The 21265-nt window shown below is 47.8% G+C and carries 20 protein-coding genes and 1 pseudogene; 18 read left to right on the top strand and 3 right to left on the bottom strand.

Annotated elements, in window-relative coordinates:
- The first annotated feature begins 189 nt into the window (after positions 1 to 189).
- Positions 190 to 435: a type B 50S ribosomal protein L31 gene (locus LOR49_RS09100; RefSeq protein ID WP_240376194.1), complete on the top strand. Its 246-nt coding sequence runs from the start codon at positions 190 to 192 to the stop codon at positions 433 to 435.
- A gap of 941 nt (positions 436 to 1376) precedes the next feature.
- Here the strand turns inward: LOR49_RS09100 and LOR49_RS09095 are convergent.
- The gene (locus LOR49_RS09095; protein ID WP_240376190.1) at positions 1377 to 2591 is read right to left on the bottom strand and encodes a SulP family inorganic anion transporter; all 1215 of its coding nucleotides are present in this window, start codon (positions 2589 to 2591) and stop codon (positions 1377 to 1379) included.
- Between the two features lie 268 nt (positions 2592 to 2859).
- Between LOR49_RS09095 and LOR49_RS09090 the strand changes: the two genes are divergently transcribed.
- Complete coding sequence (locus tag LOR49_RS09090) at positions 2860 to 4620, top strand: methyl-accepting chemotaxis protein (protein WP_240376189.1); 1761 nt, start codon at positions 2860 to 2862, stop codon at positions 4618 to 4620.
- A 119-nt stretch (positions 4621 to 4739) separates the two neighbouring features.
- Here LOR49_RS09090 and LOR49_RS09085 read toward each other — a convergent pair whose 3' ends face one another.
- Positions 4740 to 5189: an Lrp/AsnC family transcriptional regulator gene (locus LOR49_RS09085; protein WP_240376188.1), complete on the bottom strand. Its 450-nt coding sequence runs from the start codon at positions 5187 to 5189 to the stop codon at positions 4740 to 4742.
- A gap of 142 nt (positions 5190 to 5331) precedes the next feature.
- Here LOR49_RS09085 and LOR49_RS09080 point away from each other — a divergent pair, with 142 nt between their 5' ends.
- The 3 genes from LOR49_RS09080 (at position 5332) to LOR49_RS09070 (ending at position 8617) form a co-directional block, all read left to right on the top strand.
- A complete protein-coding gene (locus LOR49_RS09080) occupies positions 5332 to 5907 on the top strand; it encodes a chromate transporter (RefSeq protein ID WP_275899594.1) in 576 nt (191 codons plus the stop codon).
- Complete coding sequence (locus LOR49_RS09075) at positions 5907 to 6437, top strand: chromate transporter (RefSeq protein WP_240376187.1); 531 nt, start codon at positions 5907 to 5909, stop codon at positions 6435 to 6437. The genes LOR49_RS09080 and LOR49_RS09075 overlap by 1 nt, the downstream gene beginning before the upstream one ends.
- A 908-nt stretch (positions 6438 to 7345) precedes the next feature.
- On the top strand, positions 7346 to 8617 hold the full coding sequence (locus tag LOR49_RS09070) for an RNA polymerase sigma factor (protein WP_240376186.1): 1272 nt from the start codon (positions 7346 to 7348) through the stop codon (positions 8615 to 8617).
- Positions 8618 to 8672: 55 nt separating this feature from the next.
- On the opposite strand, the gene LOR49_RS09065 is transcribed toward LOR49_RS09070, so the two are convergent.
- The gene (locus tag LOR49_RS09065; RefSeq protein WP_240376185.1) at positions 8673 to 10001 is read right to left on the bottom strand and encodes a CoA-disulfide reductase; all 1329 of its coding nucleotides are present in this window, start codon (positions 9999 to 10001) and stop codon (positions 8673 to 8675) included.
- 196 nt (positions 10002 to 10197) lie between these two features.
- Between LOR49_RS09065 and prfA the strand changes: the two genes are divergently transcribed.
- From prfA to LOR49_RS09010, 13 genes and pseudogenes are all read left to right on the top strand, one after another.
- Complete coding sequence (prfA, locus tag LOR49_RS09060) at positions 10198 to 11271, top strand: peptide chain release factor 1 (RefSeq protein WP_240376183.1); 1074 nt, start codon at positions 10198 to 10200, stop codon at positions 11269 to 11271.
- Between the two features lie 11 nt (positions 11272 to 11282).
- Positions 11283 to 12140 (top strand): peptide chain release factor N(5)-glutamine methyltransferase, encoded by an 858-nt coding sequence (gene prmC / locus LOR49_RS09055; RefSeq protein WP_240376364.1) that lies wholly within the window; start codon positions 11283 to 11285, stop codon positions 12138 to 12140.
- Between the two features lie 673 nt (positions 12141 to 12813).
- On the top strand, positions 12814 to 13209 hold the full coding sequence (locus LOR49_RS09050; RefSeq protein WP_240376181.1) for a GyrI-like domain-containing protein: 396 nt from the start codon (positions 12814 to 12816) through the stop codon (positions 13207 to 13209).
- Between the two features lie 181 nt (positions 13210 to 13390).
- The gene (locus tag LOR49_RS17480; RefSeq protein ID WP_275899593.1) at positions 13391 to 13537 is read left to right on the top strand and encodes a HepT-like ribonuclease domain-containing protein; all 147 of its coding nucleotides are present in this window, start codon (positions 13391 to 13393) and stop codon (positions 13535 to 13537) included.
- 173 nt (positions 13538 to 13710) lie between these two features.
- Positions 13711 to 14334 carry a stage II sporulation protein R gene (gene spoIIR / locus LOR49_RS09045; protein ID WP_240376176.1) on the top strand — a complete coding sequence of 208 codons (624 nt, stop codon included), beginning with the start codon at positions 13711 to 13713 and terminating at the stop codon, positions 14332 to 14334.
- Between the two features lie 157 nt (positions 14335 to 14491).
- A complete protein-coding gene (locus tag LOR49_RS09040) occupies positions 14492 to 15544 on the top strand; it encodes an L-threonylcarbamoyladenylate synthase (RefSeq protein WP_240376175.1) in 1053 nt (350 codons plus the stop codon).
- 61 nt (positions 15545 to 15605) lie between these two features.
- Entirely contained in the window at positions 15606 to 16148 is a 543-nt protein-coding gene (locus LOR49_RS09035) for a manganese efflux pump MntP (protein WP_240376174.1), read from the top strand.
- Positions 16149 to 16201: 53 nt separating this feature from the next.
- The gene (locus LOR49_RS09030; RefSeq protein ID WP_240376173.1) at positions 16202 to 16651 is read left to right on the top strand and encodes a low molecular weight protein arginine phosphatase; all 450 of its coding nucleotides are present in this window, start codon (positions 16202 to 16204) and stop codon (positions 16649 to 16651) included.
- Between the two features lie 21 nt (positions 16652 to 16672).
- Positions 16673 to 17035 (top strand): annotated as a pseudogene (locus LOR49_RS17705) (HAMP domain-containing protein); the annotation flags it as partial.
- Positions 17027 to 17974, top strand: a complete 948-nt coding sequence (locus LOR49_RS09025) for a methyl-accepting chemotaxis protein (RefSeq protein ID WP_420830425.1) — start codon at positions 17027 to 17029, stop codon at positions 17972 to 17974. The pseudogene LOR49_RS17705 and the gene LOR49_RS09025, both read left to right, overlap by 9 nt.
- Before the next feature lie 56 nt (positions 17975 to 18030).
- Positions 18031 to 18471, top strand: a complete 441-nt coding sequence (gene rpiB, locus LOR49_RS09020) for a ribose 5-phosphate isomerase B (RefSeq protein ID WP_240376169.1) — start codon at positions 18031 to 18033, stop codon at positions 18469 to 18471.
- Positions 18472 to 18919: 448 nt separating this feature from the next.
- A complete protein-coding gene (locus tag LOR49_RS09015) occupies positions 18920 to 19477 on the top strand; it encodes a TIGR01440 family protein (protein WP_240376167.1) in 558 nt (185 codons plus the stop codon).
- A 261-nt stretch (positions 19478 to 19738) separates the two neighbouring features.
- Complete coding sequence (locus LOR49_RS09010; protein ID WP_240376166.1) at positions 19739 to 20980, top strand: serine hydroxymethyltransferase; 1242 nt, start codon at positions 19739 to 19741, stop codon at positions 20978 to 20980.
- Positions 20981 to 21265: the final 285 nt, after the last annotated feature.

Below are 21265 nucleotides of genomic sequence, written 5' to 3'. Positions count from 1 at the left end.
GCGAAATGGGTTTACCCTTTCATTCTGAAGAAGAATGTTGAAAAAATGGCCGCCCCTTGATATAATTTCTAAGTGTGTAAAAAGCAGAGGCACCTTCTTCGTGGAAGAGGTGTTTGCGCTCGATTATGAAACAGACTTCGATTTTCGATGCACCAACCATAGAAGATCAAGTCGGAAGGAGTGAAAACGATGAAACAAGAAATCCACCCGGATTATCAAAAAGTAGTGTTTTTGGACACAAGCACTGGTTTTAAATTCTTGACCGGTTCTACCCAATCTTCTGCTGAAACAACAGAATGGGAAGACGGCAACACATATCCGCTTATCAAGGTAGAGATCAGCTCTGATTCTCATCCGTTTTACACTGGTAAGCAAAAGCTTGCAGATGCAGGCGGCCGTATCGACCGTTTCAAAAAGAAATACAACCTCAAATAAAAACGCACCAATGTCAACAGGCAAGCGAGACCCGAGTCTCCTGCCTGTTTTTTTTTGCTTTCTAAGCCCCCAGTCGAGGAAGCACGAAACGTACCAAGAACAGAGAAGCACGCAAAAATGAAAGAACACATGGGGTCATGAAAACTAGTGCCGGCGCAAATAGCGACGTCAGAGAGGATGTATAAGGTTGTAAAAACTGGTACTAGTGAAAATAACGACGTCAAAGAAGCTGTATGGAGTTGTGAAATACAGGATCCCCGAAAATACCGACGTCGCAGGGCGTGCATGAGGTTGCGAAAACTGGCATCAATGAAAATAACGACGTCCAAGAGGTTGTATGATGTTGTGAAATACAGGATCCCCGAAAATACCGACGTCGCAGGGCGTGCATGAGGTTGCGAAAACTGGCATCAATGAAAATAACGACGTCCAAGAGGTTGTATGATGTTGTGAAATACAGGATCCGTGAAAATAGCGACGTCCAAGAACGTGTATGAGGTCGTGAAATTTGGAATCCGTGCAAATAATGACGTCCAAGAGCGCGTATGGTGTCGTGAAAATTAGTACTAACGAAAATACCGACGTCAGCGAGCGCGTATGGTGTCGTGAAAACTGGTGCCAGCGAAAATACCGACATCAGCGATCGTGCATGGGGTCATGAAATTTGTTATCAGCGTAAATAGCGACGTCGCAGGGCGTGCATGAGGTTGCGAAAACTGGCATCAATGAAAATAACGACGTCCAAGAGGTTGTATGAAGTTGTGAAATTCAGGATCCGTCCAAATAATGACATCAAAGAGAGCATATGGTGACGTGAAAATTAGTACTAACGAAAATAACAACGTCAAAGGGAGTGTATGGAGTCGCGAAAACCGTCCCCAGTGACAACAGCGACGGCATAGCAGCGCTCTATATCCGAAAATAGCTCAAAGTCTGCTTATCTAGCGGCGAAAGGTCGGCTTGCTGTTTCCTAGCATAACGAGAATATAGCTGAGTAAAGCGGCTCCGAGGCCGATTATAAATCCAGATTGCAGCCCAAGAAGCAAGGAAGCGGCGGTCGTAATGAAAACGAGTGGTTTTTTTCCGATGGATGGCCAGTCTATCAGCTTAGCGGCAGCGACCATAATGATAATCGCCAACACCGCACGCGGTAAATAGGCAAGCGGTTCGGCAAAAAACATACTTAAGAAGAGAACGCAACTGGCCGAAAACAAGGAGGACACTCTCGTTTTCGCACCGGCATCTTTATTCACAGCAGATCGGGAAAAGGCGCCGGCAACGGGGATCGCGTTAACAAAGCTTCCTGTGCAATTAGCAAGCCCAAGAGCAAACAGTTCCTGATTGGGGTCCACTTTTTTTTCTTGCTGTTGCGGTAGGTGTGTTGCCATCGTAAACGATTCTAAAAAGCCGATCACCGCAATAAAAAAAGCGAGTGGCAGCAAGGTAGGTACATAAGGAAGAAGAAGAGTCGGAATCTCCCACGTTGGCAGTCCAGATGTAACGGGACCGGCTAGTTGAACACCGACGTTTTCCAAATGAAAAAAGTAAACAGCAAGTCCACTGACAAGTACGACAACAAGCGAGGGGGATGGCACACGGACAGCGCGCAGAAAATAATAAAGTCCTAACAGTACAAAACTGAATAAGAGTACAGGCCATTCGGCGTGAGGAAGCTTATGTACTAAATCTCCTAACGCCGGCACGAATGGCAGTTCTTTTTGAAAAGAAATGCCGAGAAACGGTCCTATTTGGTTGAGAATGATCGTTAAGGCAAGGGCGTTCATAAAACCGCGCAGGACCGAGGGTGGTATAGATTGAAAGAGACGGCCTAATCTCATTACGGCAAACGCCATCTGTAAAAGCCCGGTCATTAAGGTCAACATCGCTACTAGTGAGAGAAAAAGGGCGGAACCCGGTGCCGCGATTGGGGACAGCCCGGTAAATACCATAATCGAAATAACAGCGACGGGACCGACGGAAAGCAACGGGGAAGAACCGGCTAAGCTATACACGATCAGCGGAAAAATAGACGCATACAATCCGTAAGCAGGCGGAACACCAGCCGCCATGGCATAGGCGATCGCTTGGGGAATGAGCAAAAGGGCCACCATGAATCCTGCATAGCTGTCCTGACGGAAGGTATGATACGCTAGCACATTTATTCCCCTTTCTGTGTAATGGCTGAAACAAAGTTGACAATATGCATAAGGGTATGCAATTTTGCATGGTGGAAGGATATTCCAAAACCTTGTCATTTTATCAACATATTTCTAAATGTGCGTGGTTATAACTCCGCCATCATAATTCCAGAAAAAAAGATAACGGCACGAAAGTTGCATAAATAAGTAGTTTAAAAAAAGAATAATTCATTTTTCCTACGTCCCTGTCCGTGTATTTTATTTTTTAATGGGAGGAGCAAAGATAATGAAATCTAAAACATCCAGACGTAGCCTCAGTTTCAAGATTTCCAGCATCGCCATTGTCAGTATTATCGTAATAACCGTACTCAGCTCGCTGCTTTTGTACAAAACGGTGAAGGATACGACAGAACTCTCTGTTGCGAATTTCAGTATCGATACCGCCGAGAATATTGCCGGAAGTGTCCCTGTTGAGGAATACAAGGAGTTTTTGAAAAATCCGCAAGAGAACGATACCTATTGGGAACTACGCAGCCAGCTCGATGACCTGCGCGAAAATACGGGTGCTCTCTATGTCTATACCATTGATACCGCTAAACCAGAGGGGGGCGGTGTGACCCTGCTCGTAGATGGTCAGCCAAAAGGGTCGGAATATGCCTCCGCGATTGGAGAAGTGATCGAGGCTACGGCTTACGAAGACATTCAACCAGCTGTAAAGGGAGAAGAGTCTACTAGCGAGATTGTCGAAGATCCGGAATACGGCAATTATCTGTCCGCCTTTGTGCCGATAAAAGATGAAACGGGAGAGGTATTGGGTGTGATGGGTGTCGACATTAGTGCTGAACGCGTCGGTGTGATTACGAGTAATGTCCTTTCCTCCACGCTGCCGATTTTCCTCGTGACGATGGGCGTATTACTGGTCATCATAGCGGTTGTGCTGTGGGTATACATAACAAAAACGTTGAAGCCGCTTCAGCGTATTCGTGAAACAGCCGAACAGCTGGCGGACGGCGAACTCGGGAAAGCGAGCAAGAGTATCGAACATCTGCCGGAAAACCGCAACGATGAGGTCGGCCAACTGAGTGTCTCTTTCCAACACATGGTTACCCAGCTGACGGAGCTTATCGAGCGGGTGGCAACAACCACAGAACACGTCGCCGCCTCTTCCGAACAGCTATATGCGAGCGCCGAACAGTCAGCGGCGACAAATCGCCAAATTGAAGAGGCCATTCAAGAAGTGGCAGCCGGCTCGCGCACACAGCTGGAGGGATCAGAGGACAGCGCCCGCGCGATGGACGAAATGTCAACCGGCGTCCAGCAGATTGCGGAATCGGCCACCTCTGTCTCTGAGAATGCCCTTTATACCCTGGAAGAAGCCCAGCGCGGTCAAGAAACAATTGAAGAAGCACAGAAGCAAATGAACAATATCATTCAATCCTCCGATGATAACGCTACGGTCATTCAACGACTGGACAATCATTCGAATGCCATCGTGAAAATATTAGACGTCATTCGGGATATTGCCGACCAAACCAACTTATTGGCTTTAAACGCAGCCATCGAGGCAGCTCGTGCGGGAGAACACGGGAAAAGTTTTACGGTCGTGTCCAATGAAGTTCGGCAATTGGCAGATGAATCGAGGCAGTCTGTCGAACAGATTACGAAAATCGTTACGAATATCCAGGAAGATATGACCGAGGCTCTGCAGGCGATGGAAACCGGCCAAGCAGAAGTAAAGGCAGGATCAGCTGTTGTGAAGGATGCGGGACAAGCCTTTGCGCGCATCTTAGATAACATCGCAAACGTGACGGAAAAAGTGCAGGAAGTATCGGCTCTCTCGGAGGAAATGGCAGCCGGATCGGAGCAGGTGAAGACGTTAATCGGAGAAGCGACAGGTATTGCCCAGCAAGCGGCAGCCAATTCGGAAAACGTCGCCTCGGTTACGAAAGAACAGCTCGCTGCGATGGAAGAGATCACCGGATCCTCCGAAAGCTTAAGTACTGCAGCACAAGACCTGCAAGACCAGACTCAGCGTTTTAAGCTCTAAACCAGCGATTTCAACTAGATGAAAAGATAAAAAGGCAATGACAAAGAGGATGGCCTCTGCATCGGGCAGGGTGCCATCCTTTTGTTTTTTTCACACCGAAAAAGAAAGAGTTGCGGCGTTTACAATTTTAAACCGGAGCGGCTTTTGAACCGTCTTAGTAAAATATGGCTTTCGACTCGGGAAATCCCCTCGAAGGCGTACAGTTCTTCATTAATAAAATGCTCCAAACTCTTAAAATCCTCCACGAGCACGTGCATATGTAAGGTACTCGGCCCTGTCATTTGATAACAACTGGCAACATTTGGATTGTTGCTTAGTTTTTCCGCTACGTCGACAAGGTGATTAGGCTCACAGTCGACTTCAAAAAAAGCGGAGACCCCTTTGCCGACAAGCTCCGAGTTAATGACAACGCTGAAGCGCTCAATGACCCCTTCATTCATCATCTGCTGCACCCGATCACGCACCGCGACACGGGATATCCCCAGCTCTTTTCCAATGTCCACGTAAGACATACGTCCATTTTCCGTTAACAAATTCAAAATCTGCCGGTCTGTATCATCTACTTTCATCGTTTTACATCCTTTCGCCCTCAGTAGCAACTTTTTCAACTAAAAGAAAGTTATTTTTCTTTAATAATATCATAATGAAACCATATGTGCTATATTATATACAAAATGATAAAACAAACACCTGAAAAGGAGCTGAGTGACCTTGCAGCTGAAGATATTTCTTGCTTTTTTCCGGGTCGGTATGCTCGGCTATGGGGGCGGTCCTGCCTCGATTCCGCTCGTACATAGAGAAGCGGTCGAACATTATAAATGGGTGTCGGCTGAAGAGTTCGGGGATATTCTGGCGCTCGGCAACACACTGCCGGGACCGATTGTGACAAAGTTGGCAGGCTATATCGGGTACGCGAAAGGCGGGATTCTCGGGGCCATTAATGGAGTATTCGCCGTCATGATGCCGACTATTCTGTTAATGATCAGCTTGTTTGCGGTATTATCGGCTTTCCGTGATACACCGTGGGTCAATGGAATTACGAATGGGGTGCTGCCGGTCGTAACCGTGATGATGGCAGTCCTGACGTGGAGCTTTATCAAAAAATCGAAAAGCGATTTTGGCTGGAAAATTGTGTTGCCAGCCCTTGTGGCCGGGGGGGTCATTATTGGCTATCTAAACGTCCATCCGGCAATTATCATCGTGTTGTTACTGGCAGCAGCCCTGTTACAGAAAGATAAGACGACAGAGAAGGAAAACGAATCAGATACCGGAAAGGAAGGTAAGTGATGACATATCTGTATATATTTGTTGCGTTCTTGCTTCCTGGCATCTTGGGGTACGGCGGCGGTCCGGCTGCGATTCCGCTCGTTCAATATGAAGTAGTGAATAGATACGGCTGGATGACAATGGGTGAGTTTAGTGAAGTGGTGGCCATCGCAAATGCACTTCCCGGCCCGATTGCCACAAAAATGGCCGGCTACATCGGCTATGAAGTCGGCGGGGTGTTTGGGGCGGTGGTTGCCGTTTTTGCTACGGTGGCACCTTCCCTGATCTTGATGATTGTCTTAGTCAGTCTTCTTCTCAAATATCGCGACTCTCCGAAAATTAAGCGGCTCACGATGTATGTCAGACCGGTGATTGCTATTTTGCTAGGTATCATCACGTTTCAGTTTCTCGGAAATTCACTGGACGGAGCCGGCACCCTGCAAACGGTTCTCTTAATCGTCGTTAGTTTTCTCATGCTGGAGAGATGGAAAATTCATCCAGCCCTCGTTATCGTTCTCGCCATTGGATACGGGGCCGTCTTTCTCGGCTGACAAGTCACACAAAAAAAACGCTGTGTCATCTACCATGGCCTTATCAAGACGATGAAGTAGTAAAAAGAATGGGTGACAAAAATAACGACGCCATCGAGAGCAAATATCATGCCTCATTCTAATTCGGCGCTGTTCGAGCCTTTATTTTTCGCTGCGGCGGGTTTCACACCTTTATAAGGCGCGTATGACGTCATCGTTTTTGGATGTTGTGATTTTGGAGACGTCATCCGCTGTCTATGACGCTGTTATTTTCGCGGCTTGCGGGTTTCGCAGCAGCATCCACCTCCAATGGCGTTGCTATTATGGTAGTCCATGATTTTCATGACTTCATCCGCTTCCTTTGGCGTCCTTATTTTCATAACATGCCGTTTTCACGACTTCAATCACCTGCTATGGTGTCGTTATTTCCGCAATAGAACCTTTTCATAGCTTCATACAACTGTGCGACGTTGCTATTTTATCCAAAAGTATTTTTCATAACTTCATACCACCCCTATGACGTCGTTATGTTGCTCAACCAAGATTTATACAGTCTCATACGACCTCTATGAAGATGTTATTTTTGCTAGCCTCCCTTTTCGCGACACCGTAGAGCCGCAATGGAGTCGTTATCCTCGCAGCTCTCTGGTTTCGCAGCATCCTAGCACTGCGATGGCGCTGTGAAAATCTGTTTATTTCCATTTCGCAACGTCATAGCGTTTCAATGGCGCCATGAAACCTATACCCCGACGAATACACGACGCCATTGGCTGGCAATGAAGTCGTTATATTCAAGACACTCTACTTTCACAGTGTCATAAGCCCCCAGTGAAGTCGGAGGTACAGCTTCTTCTCGAAATGTTCAGCGAGGCGCAAAGCATGATTATAAAAATTAAGGTATGATAGAGAGGCAATAGGGGGGATAGGAAATGGCGGATTTTGATTTAATCGAGCGGACGCAGTTTGGGGATGACACGGCTTTTCAAGAGCTGATCGAAAAATACCACCGAACGGTCCAGCTCTTTATACTGCAAGCAGGTGTATCTCCTGAGGATGCTGAAAAAGCAACAGCATCGGTATTTGTACAGGCCCACCGTTCCATTGCTGCTTTTTCTGGAAAATCTGTTGCGGCTTGGCTGTACCGGCTTGCCTGGAATGACATACAAGCCTGCAAAAAAAATGGCACGGACAAAGAAGCCGCAACTGCTTTTTTAAAGAAAAATATGGATGAGCAAGCAGAGAGCATGCAGGCGTTTGTGGACAAGCTGCCTGAAAAGTATCACGTTCCTTTTCTGCTTTATGCTTTCCATCATCAATCGTACGTAGAAATGAAAGAAATTCTTGGCACTGATGAAAAAACAGCCGAGGAGGCGGTGGCGGAAGCAAGAAACAAGCTACAGCAAGCCGCCAACAAGGAAGGACTCGATGATGAGCTCGCCCATCTGCGTAACAACTTGGAGAAACTGCCGGTTGTGATTTCGGCAGAGGAAATAGGGGAGCACTTGCACAAATCGAGAAATGATCGAAAAAAACGAATCGGCTGGCTGATTGCCATTGGTGGAACGTTGTCTGCCCTTTCGCTCGGGGTGTTTTTACTGTTAAGTCAATCGGTGCTTTTGCCTGAGGAGAAGGAGATGGAGTCACCTCCACCGGAAGACGCAGAAGAAGGGTCGCCAACAGAACATAGCGATTCAACAACAGATCGTGCTTCGGAAAAAGAAATTTCCTATCAGATCGAGGGGATGGAGGAGACGGACACGTTTCAGCTTCTCGATGAGCCAGGGTTTTCATTTACTACTTATATTCCTGCTCCTTTTCAAGTAGACGTAGCCGAGACCGGTGATCGATTGTTATACGTGCACGCTGCCTTCACCGAAGACCATTCGCCGACAACCGAGCCGGTCTGGATTTTCCAAGAGTACGAAAATGACGGGGATCAACGTGAGAAGCTCATTGAAGAAACCAAGGAACAATACAAAGATGCGGGGTTTGAAGAGATAAAAGAAGAAACGGGAAGTGAGCTGGCATACGGAGATTATGCGGTGACCTTCCAGGATTCGGACAACAAAACAGTCACCATTATCTTAATGGAAAACAGCTCCACTCTCGTAAAGTGGGAGAAAAGCTATCCAGTCGAAATGGCGGATGGATTAGCCGCAAGGGAGAAGGTTGTCGCGGAGGAGTGGGAGTGGGAGAATTAACAAAAAGCCTGTACGGCCCCATCACCTTCTAGGCACGCACAGGCGTGATTCCCGTTTATTTAGCACGACGGATTGTTTGTTGCAGTGGATCCCACACGCTGTTGAACGGCGGTGCGTACGAGAGGTCCAAGTCTTCGAAGTCATCGATTGTCATGCGGTGAAAAAGCGCGGTTGCAAGAACGTCAATTCGCTTATCAGCACCTTCTTCGCCGATGACCTGGCCGCCAATCACCACGTTGGTATCCGTGCGGTACACAATTTTCATTCGCAGGTTTTTCTTGTTTTCAAAATAACCCGCAATATTCGAACCGTTGTGGGTAACTGTTTTATAAGGGAATCGCATGGCAGACGCTTCTTGTTCGGACAAGCCTGTTTTCGCAAGCGTTAGATCGAAAAAGCGTAAAATCGAAGTGCCGACCATACCTTGAAACGCTTTCGGCTTGCCCGCCATGTTGAGCCCTGCGGCCCGCCCTTGTTTGTTCGCATGGGTGCCGAGCGGAATATAGTCATCCTTCTCTTTGATGCGGTGGTACTGGGTAGCACAGTCGCCGGCTGCATACACATCCTGCACGTTTGTCTCCATGTAGCGGTTCACTTGAATCGCACCGTTGTTTTGCCGGATAATCCCGGTGTTTTCAAGGAAATCGGTGTTCGGCTTGATGCCGGTCGCGACGAGGACCATATCTGTATCGTAAAAATGATTGTCCGTGACGACAGTTTCGACACGGGTCCCGCCATTGAGCGACTGCACGGACTCTTCTAAACAAAGTTCAACGCCGTTTTTCTGTGCTTCTTCATGGATCAGGTCGGTCATATCTTCATCAAACATCTTGGCAATGCGATTATTACGTTCGATCATCCGAACATGGCGTCCGGATTCGACAAGATTTTCTGCAAGCTCCAGGCCAATATAACCGCCGCCGATGATCGTGACATCGTTCACGCGCTTCAAGTCAGCAGTAATTTTCTCAATATCAGGGATGGTCTTTAACGCATGGACCCCTTCACGGTTACGGCCGGGCCAGTTTGGAATAACAGGGGAGCCGCCGGTTGCGATCAAGAGTTTATCGTAATGAATTTCAAATGGTTCATCCCGCTCGAGATTCGTCCCAATCACTTTCTTCTCACCGGTATCAACCGCCGTCACTTGATGAAAAACACGGGCGTCGATGCCGTATTTTTCACGAAACGTGCTCACTTCCCGCGCGATCAGGCTCTCGGTATTTTTTACGGCCCCGCCAATAATATAGGGCAGGCCGCACTGCGCATACGAATAGAAATTCCCCATCTCAAGCGTCGTGACAGTCGCCTCAATGTCACTGCGGACAATCTGCATCGCCGCACTCATCCCCGCCGCATCTCCACCAATAATAACGAAATCCATAAACACCAAACCCCTTTCAGTCTCATGTTATGTAACATTCCTGCCCTGCCATCCAGACAACCTATGAGATTCCCCTATATCATTCCCCCTCCGAAAAATAAAAAAACATACCCCACCATCTGTCAAGCAATTTTGACGGCTTTCCCTGAATATACTATAATTGTAGTGTTATGCAAAAATAAAGAGGTGAACGCTTGTGTTAGATCGTCTACAAGCTGTCGAGGATCGCTACGAAGAATTGAATGAGCTGTTAAGCGACCCGGAAGTGATTAGCGACGCGAAAAAGCTTCGTGAATATTCGAAAGAACAGTCCGATATATCTGAAACTGTCCAGGCATATCGTGCGTATAAAGAGACAACGTCCCAGCTTGACGATGCCAAATCGATGCTTCAGGATCAGCTGGACAGCGAGATGGAAGAAATGGTCAAAATGGAGATTGAAGAACTAACGGAAAAAAAGGAAGAGCTGGAAGAACAGTTACGAGTTCTGCTTCTGCCGAAAGATCCCAATGACGACAAAAACGTTATCGTCGAAATTCGCGGGGCCGCCGGCGGGGATGAAGCCGCTCTTTTTGCCGGTGACCTTTATAAAATGTATTCCCGTTTCGCCGAGAAAAATGGCTGGAAACCGGAAGTCATTGAAGCGCATCCGACGGAGCTTGGCGGGTACAAGGAAATTGTCTTCATGATTAACGGAAGCGGTGCCTACTCGAAAATGAAGTATGAAAACGGCGCTCACCGGGTGCAGCGCGTACCAAGCACAGAGTCAGGCGGCCGTATCCATACGTCAACCGCAACGGTTGCGGTACTACCGGAAGCGGAAGAAGTCGAAATTGACATTCACGAAAAAGATATCCGCGTGGACACCTTTGCTTCAAGCGGGCCAGGCGGGCAAAGCGTAAATACGACGATGTCAGCAGTCCGGCTGACCCATGAACCGACCGGAACTGTCGTGTCCTGCCAGGATGAAAAATCCCAAATCAAAAACAAAGACAAAGCGATGAAAGTATTGCGAGCACGTATCTATGATAAGTACCAGCAAGAAGCGCAGGCAGAATACGCCGAAAGCCGCAAATCAGCTGTCGGTACGGGGGACCGTTCCGAACGGATCCGCACGTATAACTTCCCGCAAAGCCGCGTGACCGACCATCGCATCGGCCTGACGATCCAGAAGCTCGATCACATTTTGCAAGGGGAACTGGACGAAATCATTGATTCGCTTATCGTCGAGGAACAAGCGGAAATGATGGAGAAAGCGGGCGAGCAGTAGTGACAAAACAAATGTATGTGTATGAAGCCTTACAGTGGGCTTCTTCTTTTTTGGAAAAAAAGGGACGGGAACGGCGTGCCGCTGACGTGTTGATGAAAGAACAGCTCGGCTTAAGCTGGACGGATTTTCACCTGGCCAGGCGAGAGCCGCTGTCTGTGGAAGCCTGGCAGAAGTTCCAGACCGGGGTGCTTGCTCACAGCGAAGGGATTCCGATTCAGCACCTGACCGGGTATGAAGAATTTTTTGGAAGACGATTCACGGTGAATGACCAGGTGTTGATTCCCCGCCCGGAAACAGAGGAACTCGTTCTTGGAGTGCTGTCCTGGATGAAAAAGCATCCAGAGGCCACAGCTGTGGCGGATATTGGAACGGGGAGCGGCGCGATTGCGATCACCCTCGCGCTTGAGATGCCCGGTCGTGACGTAACGGCGGTTGATATTAACGAAGCAGCGCTTGCCGTCGCGAGGAAAAATGCAGAGGCTCTCCAGGCGAAGGTCACGTTTAAACGAGGAGACTTAACGGCACCGCTTATTGAGACGCAAAAAAGCTGGAACGTCATCGCGTCCAATCCACCCTACATCCCGGTGGCTGACTGGCAGGAACTCGACCCGTTAGTCAGAGACCATGAGCCGGAAATAGCTCTCGTCGGCCGTGATGAAGATGGACTGTTTTGTTACCGGAAAATCGCCGTATCCCTGCCGGGTCTCTTAACGAAGCCGGGGCTCGCTGCCTTTGAAGTGGGGGTAGGCCAAGGTCATGAAGTCGCCCGCATCATGAAACAGGCTCTTCCGGACGCAGTTGTAGATGTACGATACGACATAAACGGGAAAGACCGAATGGTATTTTGCGAGCGTCCCCATGGGCGGTAGCCTGCCTTCCGCCTTAAGGTAGAAGGGTAATATGGTATGTTGGAAGGTTTGCAAGAACAACGTCATAGGGGTTGTGTGGTGTCATGAAAAGAAACAACCGCAGAAATAGCAACGCCATATGTCGCCAATGAAGTCATGAAAACGGAGAACAGGCGAAATAAGCGCATCATAGCGTTCGTATGGAGCCATGAAAATAAGGAATGGACGAAATAGGAACACCATAGGGCATGTATGAAGCTATGAAAACAGCGATGCATCAAAATAGAGACATCACAGCATCCATATGATGTCGTGAAATCATCGCAACGCCAAAATAACAGCGTCACACACACAAATGACGTCCCGAAATCGGAGAATCGAAAAAATAGAAGCAGTATAGAGTTTATGTGATGTCATAAACTTTGCAACCCGTCATAATAACGGCGTCATAGCGCTCGTATGATGATATCAAATCAACAAAACACTGAAATAACAGCATCAGAACCCTAGCAGGCAAGAGAGCTGATTTTGATATGGTGATTGAGCTGTACATTATCAAGCTATCTCATTGTGACAAGCGGCTTTAAACTACTCCATTAACGGGCCACATTCTGGAATAAGGATTGTGCCTGAATCGGGCCAGATTGTTGAAAAATGCTTATTAAATTAAAAATAAATTGAAAGGGTGGAAATTATGGATTTAACGCTTATAAACACTATCAGAACAAATAATTTCAATGATGAACAGGTAATGCAAAAGATTACGGATATGTGGAAAGGTGCATCGGTTGACTTATCGCAACATGAAGGCAATACATACGGTTTGTATCATGAATATGAGTCTGATTATAAAGGTGATTATACATTGAGTGTTGCTATCGAAGGGAAAAGTGAATCGTCAATAACAATCCCAGAGGATATAGAATATGAGGTATTTAAAGTCGACACTGATTCAGAGCAAGGAATTTTGAATACCTGGAATAAAATTTGGAATAAGGAAAAAGAAGGACAATTGGAACGCGCTTATACATATGATTTTGAAAAGTATTATCCAAATGGGAGTATAGATATTTATATTGCTGTTAAGTGATAAGGTTATTCCAGAAAAGGGCGCTGTAACGGCATAAGGGAGAGCTGTTTGAGGTTCAGAATTAAGAAGCGGATCAAAGGGTTCCATCTACATGCCATACCATTATGAAAGAATGACAAACTGTATTTGACTTACATATATAATCAAAAAGTTTGATTTTTGTTTAACAAGCGTTTTGTTAATGAAGCTTAGTGTTGTGTTAGGTGTGCCTAAGGCTAGTCGCGACGCATTCAGATTCTTGCAAGAAGCAGAAATTATTAAAGAGAATCTGGCAACGTCTTTGATAAATATGGTCGGATTCCGAAATATTGCTGTTCATGACTATTAGGAGCGGAACCTCGGTATTTTAGAAAAGCATATCGGTGATTTTAAGGTTTTTGCGAAGATCATCTTGCAACTGGAAAATAATGAAGCTGTTTAAATTGTCGAACGATTCCCCCGTTTATGAATCATCGGCACTGCCCACACTGAGTGGTGAAAAGAAAGGGCGGTGTCGTTGGCATGCGTAATAAGAAAGCACTTTTTTATATTATATTTTTAATGGTTTTGGTATTTATTCAAATGGAACAGCAGCAAGAGGCGTCCGCATCCATTTCCCAAAATAACGTTATCCCGGATGAAGCAATCAGGCTGCGAATCCTGGCTCACGATGATTCACCGGGTGAACAGCTGTTGAAGCGGGAAGTTCGCGATGCGGTGAACGAGGAAATCCGTGGTCTCGTCGCAGAACTCGATAATAAAAAAGAAGCACGGACAGCTATTTCGGAAGCGGGGCCGACGCTTGAGACGATTGTCCAGGAGACGCTCGATCGTTTGGACAGCGGGCATGATTTTTCCCTAAAACTTGCAACAGACGTTGAGTTTCCGACGCGAATTTATGGGCCGCTTATTTATCCGGCTGGATCCTATGAAGCACTCGTTATTACGATTGGAGAAGGAGAGGGAGCGAATTGGTGGTGTGTTCTTTTCCCGCCGCTTTGTTTCATTCCTGCGGACAACGAGGCGCAGGCTGTGGATAACCAAGTGGATAAGGCTGAAAATGTGGAAAAGAATGCCGCATCTGTGGATGATACTCCTAAGCACTCTTTCTTCATTGTGGAAAAGTGGAAGGATTGGTTTGGTTGATAGATACTTTTATACATACAAACCCTATAATCATGGGGTTTTTGTAAGATATCCACAGATCAAAAACAACATGTGGGTATCTTTTTTCATTTGCGCAAAGTTAACATACATCCTTATAATGGTAGGGTGAAAGGCGCGGAAGCGGAAGGAGACAAACATGAGTTATCAACAGACGGAAGTATGGTGTGTGGATAAAGAAGATAACCAACTGACCTCACACCCGGACATACAGCAAGCAGGACTGTGGATAAAAAAAGGAGAGGTTATTGCGTTTCCAACTGAAACAGTTTACGGGCTTGGAGGAGACGCCACCAACGAAGAAGCGGTAAAAAAAATTTTTCAAGCGAAAGGAAGGCCGGCGGATAATCCTCTCATTGTTCATATTGGGGAAAGGGCGCAGTGGCATGATTTAGCCGCGGACATTCCTGAAATGGCGAGACAGCTGGCGGATGCATTCTGGCCGGGTGCTCTTACGCTCATCGTACCGAAAAAACCATCCGTTTCGAATCTCGTGACGGCGGGACTCGATAGCGTTGCTGTGAGGATGCCCGACCACCCCGTCGCTCGCGCCCTCATCACAGCGGCCGGTGTCCCGGTTGCCGCCCCGAGCGCCAATCGATCAGGGCGGCCGAGTCCGACAAAGGCGGAACACGTCCGACGTGATTTAGATGGCAGAATTGCCGGCATCGTGGACGGAGGTGCTTCGGGGTACGGGCTTGAGTCTACGGTTGTCGACTGTACGGGGGATGAGGCTTGGATTTTACGGCCCGGCGGTATTACGAAAGAAGAAATCGAGGACATACTAGGAAAAGAAAAGGTTCGCCTACCCGGTGGCGCACCCGCAGATGCCAAAGTAACACCGAAAGCACCAGGCATGAAATACCGCCATTACGCTCCTGATGCGCCTGTGTACTTACTAACTGATAATTCCACGGAGAACGAGAGGCAGATGAACGAAGCGAAACGGCAAGGCAGCACCATTGCCGTTCTTGCTTCCGAAGAGCGCCGCGACGAATTTAGCCGGTGTGCTGACGTTTTTTTATCACTCGGTTCCGGAAGCCGTCTGGAAGAAGTCAGTGCCAGTCTCTATGATACGTTGCGGCGTGCCGATGAAAGCGGCGTAGATATTATTTTCTGTGAAACGTTTTCGCGCGAAGGTCTTGGTCTCGCGATTATGAACAGACTGGAAAAAGCAGCTGCCAGAACCTGAATAAACTCCTCCGGACATGCATACGTTGTAAGAGCACAGCATGTCCGGGAGGGTTAGGGGAATGAGTGGTTGGATCATTTTGTTTACGATGGGGTTTGCCTTAAGTATGGATGCTTTTTCGATGTCACTGGCGGTTGCGATGCAAAACAACCAGCATGTGAACAAGCTGCGGGTTGCCGTGGTTGTAGGATTGTTTCATATGGTCATGCCTTATATCGGTTTAACGAGCGGGCGCTGGATCGCGTCTACGTTTGAACAGATTGCATTAATTGCGGCGGGAGCGCTCCTTGCTATTATCGGCCTGCAGATGATTAAGGCGGGCTGGAGTAGTGACGAGAATGTTCAGTCTGTTATTGTGCCGCATGGTTTCGGCCTGTTTGCCTTTGCTTTATTAGTCAGCTTAGACAGTTTTTCGATCGGCATTTCACTTGGTATCTTGAACGCCCCGCTTTTATCAGTACTTCTCGTTTTCGGTTTATTTAGCGCCTTCTTCACTTGGGGAGGCCTTACCCTCGGAGGGCACTTGCAATACACCTTCGGCCGCTACGGAGAAATAATCGGAGGCGTCATATTATGCGGCTTCGGTCTCAAATTAATTTTTTGAGCCTAAGCAGATGTAAAAGGATTCAAAAGATGTAAAAAGGAAGGTGAATTTCTGTGGCTCATATACTATTTGTCTGTACGGGCAACACGTGCAGAAGCCCGCTGGCGGAGGCTTTGCTGCTGGCGAAAGCAAAAGGGAAAACGGATATTAAAGCAAAGTCGGCTGGGCTGTTTACAACGGACGGGATGCCGGCATCTCAAGGGACAATCGAGGTCCTTCGTGAGAGAGAGCTAGAATTGAACCATACGTCTTCCACCCTGACAAAAGAGTTAGTCCATTGGGCAGACGTCGTCTTAACGATGACAAAAAATCATCTTGAAATGACGGCTCAACAATTCCCGGAAGCAGCCGATAAAATGTTTACCATTAAAGAATTTGCCTTAGACAGTCCGGACGGCGACGTCATGGACCCGTTTGGCGGGACTGTTGATACGTATCGAGCCACCGCTCATGAGCTGGAACAGTTAATCGACGCGGTACTCGAAAAGATTCACTACTTATAGGCAGATAGCAGGAGGCCGGCAATGCGGGAAAAAGAAAAGCAGACATATCGATTCAGCATTCGGAAAAAACTTGTGCTTGGAATCAGTGCGGTTACGATCATTACTTACGGAACGAGTGCCTTTTTCATTTTCGTATTGGCAGATATGATTCCAGAATCTTGGGGAATCTCAAGCGATGTCTTTATCATTGCGACGTTGCTTCTCGGCTGGATTTGGAGTGGTATTTTAGCCTTTGTGTCGGCCCCACTTATTACGAAGCCGCTGAGACGGTTAGAGGCGGCGGCCCGTCAAGCGGCTGGCGGGGATATTCATGAAGATGTGAAAATGACCGCGTCCGATGATGAGTTAAGAGGGCTTGGCCTTGCTTACAACGGTATGCTGGAGAACCTTCGTGCCATGGTAAAGGATATCGAAAACAATTTTCAGGAAACGAGCAGTAAAGTAGCGGCGATCACCACCTCTTCAGATGAAGCAGCAGATCATGCGGCGAGCATTTCCGCAACCGTGGATGAAATCGCCTCAGGAGCCGAACAATCCGCGATCGCCATTCAAAATACGGCCGAGTCGATGGAAGATGTCACTCGAATAGCAACGGAGGTTCAGACAAAAGCGAACGATTCCAAAAGCTCTGCCGGTGAAATGGTCAGCACCCTCGACGAAAGCAAGAATGTCATACAGTCACTTGTTGACGGGATGAAACAAATGGAGAGGGACAACCAGGAATCCCTGTCCGCCATTGAATCACTCGATATGCAAGCGAAGAAAATCGGCGAGATTATTAGCATGGTCGGAGATATTGCCGAGCAGACGAACTTGCTTGCACTGAATGCCTCGATTGAAGCGGCGCGCGCCGGAGAGCAGGGAAGAGGCTTTGAAGTCGTTGCTCAAGAGGTAAGAAAACTCGCCGATGAAAGTTCGAAAGCGGTCGAGGAAGTCCGCAAACTCATCCAGACCATTCAATCCGAAGTGCAAAATGCGGTGCAAAAAATTGAAAACCAGGCCGAAGCTGCAAGCCGTGAGTCTGTAAAAGGAACGGAAACAAGCTCCGCTCTATCCGCCATGGAAACATCCGTGCAAACCGTAGCGAACGCGGTCAACGACATCAGCATGTTAATTGACCGGCAAATGGAAGCTTTTGAGAAAACGTCCAATGACTCGCAGGAAGTCGCAGCCATCGCCCAGGAAACGTCAGCAGGCGCGATGGAGGTAACATCAGCCGCGAAAACCCAATCCGACGTGATCCAGGCTTGCGCCGAAACAGCCCACGACCTTTCCAAACAGGCCGAACGATTAAAAGTAACGATTGAAAAATTTACAACCTAGCAAAAACGTGAGAACATATAACAAAACTACTTAAATAAAGGAAAGGGGTACCCTTGATGAAATTGGCTATAGGATCGGATCACGCCGGGCTGCGGCTCAAAGAAGAGATCCTTCAGGTGTTGAACGAAATGGATCTGGAAATCGATGATGTCGGCTGCCACTGCGACGATTCCGTTGATTATCCTGACTACGCGATCCCGGTCGCAAATAAAGTGGCATCTGGGGAAGCGGATAAAGGCATCTTAATATGCGGTACCGGCATCGGCATGTCGATATCGGCAAACAAAATCAAAGGAATCCGCTGTGCCCTCGTTCATGACGTATTCAGCGCAAAAGCCACGCGGGCCCATAACGACAGCAACATTCTGGCAATGGGTGAGCGCATCGTCGGTCCTGGCCTCGCCGCTGAAATTGTAAAAGCATGGCTCGGCACCGAATACGAAGGCGGCCGTCATGCCAGGCGCGTAGAGAAAATGATGGCCATCGAAGAGCAATAAAGGCTTAAGGAATGTTATTTTTTTCACGACCCCTGCTTCCATACATATGGCGCAGGGGTTGTTCACATACAAACCTATGCGTTTAGCAGTAGAGAGTCACACGCCCCCATCCCTCCTTGACAGTATGTGTAAATTTTTACTCGTTAACGAAAAAAGAAAATGGACACATTTGCAGACTGAAAAGAGCGTCGGGCGGTGACTCCAGCGGGAAAAGCAACAGCTGAAGATCCCGCAGTGAGCGCTCTTTGCTCACGAGGAAGCTGAAGCGTTGCCCGCGGAAAGCATCCGCCCAGAGCGATTGGAAGCCGGATGTAGATGTGAAAAGCAGAGTGCTGAAAATATTGTCCTGATAACCATGTCGAGAAAAACTTGACGCATACTCCTTGACATTCCTTTTTTCCCAATTCGGCATTTTGTGGTACATTAAAAGAAAAAGAAGGTGAGCACGATGGCTGAAGATAATAAACAACAGTTGCGGACTTCTTTAAGGAACTGCCTGGACACGATTTCATCCTCGATCGCGTTGACGTCTGAGCATCTGTTTGTCGCCGGTACGAGCACGAGTGAAGTGGTCGGCGAGCGTATCGGTTCTGCTGGGTCGGAGGAAGCAGCCGCAGCGTTATATGAAGAGTTTGCCGACTTTCAACGAAAAACTGGAGTGCACATGGCTTTTCAATGTTGCGAACATCTAAACCGGGCCCTCGTGGTGGAGCGGAAAACAGCCCAGCAGTTCGGTTTGGAAGAAGTAACGGCGATTCCGCATCGGAAAGCAGGCGGTGCTATGGCTGAGTACGTATACGAACATATGACAGATCCTGTTTTAGTCGAACACGTACGGGCGGATGCCGGTATTGATATCGGTGACACGATGATCGGGATGCACTTAAAACACGTAGCTATTCCGCTGCGCAGTGAACAAAAGACGATCGGCAGCGCCCACGTTTCCATGGCAAGAACGCGGCCAAAGCTTATCGGCGGCGTACGAGCGAAGTATCCAACCACCTGATAAGGCCGTTGGCGTACTGTCCGCTATGGCCGTTGAAAAATCTGCCGCAATGGATTATCTTTTCTTAACATTTTTCTATTTTTTTTATTAAAAATACGGATTTTCATTAATTATTCATGTTACAATAACCCCATACATTAACAAAACATGCAAAACACGAATAATAGGGGCCGGAAGTATAAGGACTCTCGGCTGCAGGCGGGCGTTCAAAGGAATTCCCCGAAACTAACAACAGGGACAAGCGAAAGGAGCAAACACGGAATGGACACGCTTAAAAATCAAGATCCAAGTGTATATGCAGCCATTCAAGATGAGCTGCAACGCCAACGAAACAAAATTGAATTAATCGCCTCTGAAAACTTCGTCAGCGAGGCTGTTATGGAAGCCCAAGGATCCGTACTGACAAACAAATACGCAGAGGGATATCCCGGACGCCGTTATTATGGCGGATGTGAATACGTCGATGTGGCGGAAGATTTAGCTCGGGACCGTGCGAAAAAAATCTTCGATGCGGAGCACGTGAATGTTCAGCCGCATTCCGGCGCACAAGCGAACATGGCCGTATTTTTCACCGTACTCGAACACGGAGATACGGTTCTCGGCATGAACCTATCACACGGCGGTCACTTGACGCACGGAAGTCCTGTGAATTTCAGCGGGGCGCAGTACAATTTTGTCGAATACGGAGTGACAAAAGCGGACCAGACGATTGATTACGAGGAAGTCCGTCAGGCTGCACACGAGCATAAGCCCAAAATGATCATCGCCGGTGCAAGCGCGTACCCTCGCGAGATTAATTTTAAAAAATTCCGCGAGATTGCAGATGAAGTGGATGCTTACTTGTTGGTGGACATGGCGCATATTGCCGGTCTTGTCGCGGCAGGCCTTCACCCGAACCCAGTGCCGCACGCTCATTTTGTAACGACCACCACGCACAAAACATTGCGAGGACCACGGGGCGGTATGATCTTTTGCAAGGAAGAATTCGCGAAACAAATCGATAAGTCGGTCTTCCCAGGTTTGCAAGGCGGCCCACTCATGCACGTCATCGCGGCAAAAGCAGTAGCATTCGGAGAAGCCCTTCAAGATGACTTTAAGACATACGCCGAAAACATCATTAAAAATGCAAAACGCTTAGGGGAAGCCTTGCAAAAAGAAGGCATTGACCTCGTATCCGGCGGCACCGACAACCATCTCTTGCTTCTGGATCTGCAAAGCTTGAATGTTACCGGTAAAGTTGCAGAAAAAGCACTCGACGAAGCAGGTCTGACTACGAACAAAAACGCGATCCCATTCGATCCAGAGAAACCATTCGTCACGAGCGGCATCCGCATTGGAACCGCAGCCGTCACATCTAGAGGATTCGGGGAAAAAGAAATGGATGAAATCGGTGCAATCATGGCCCTTGTATTAAAAAACCACGAAGATGAAGAAAAACTGAAAGAAGCTGCAGAACGTGTGACCACCCTCACGAAGCAGTTTCCGATGTACACCGGACTCTAAATGGATTCGAAAAACCTGGCTGCGCCCCACGGTGCACCAGGTTTTTTGTTATCCCCAACAGACCAGTCGCCGGAGTGATGATGCTGTTATTTTCGGGATCATGCTGTTTCACGACGTCATTGGCATGCTATGTAGTCGTTATTATTGGGTTCGCACCATTTCGCGACGTCATTGGCATGCTATGTGGTCGCTATTATTGGGTTCGCACCATTTCACGACGTCATTGGCATGCTATGTGGTCGCTATTATTGGGTTCGCGCCATTTCACGACGTCATTGGCATGCT

Origin of the sequence: Bacillus piscicola, from assembly GCF_022458745.1 — a bacterium.
GTDB classification, from domain to species: domain Bacteria; phylum Bacillota; class Bacilli; order Bacillales; family Marinococcaceae; genus Alteribacillus_A; species Alteribacillus_A piscicola.
The sequence above is the reverse complement of the archived record's forward strand: the minus strand, read 5'-3'. Positions and strand labels throughout refer to the sequence as shown.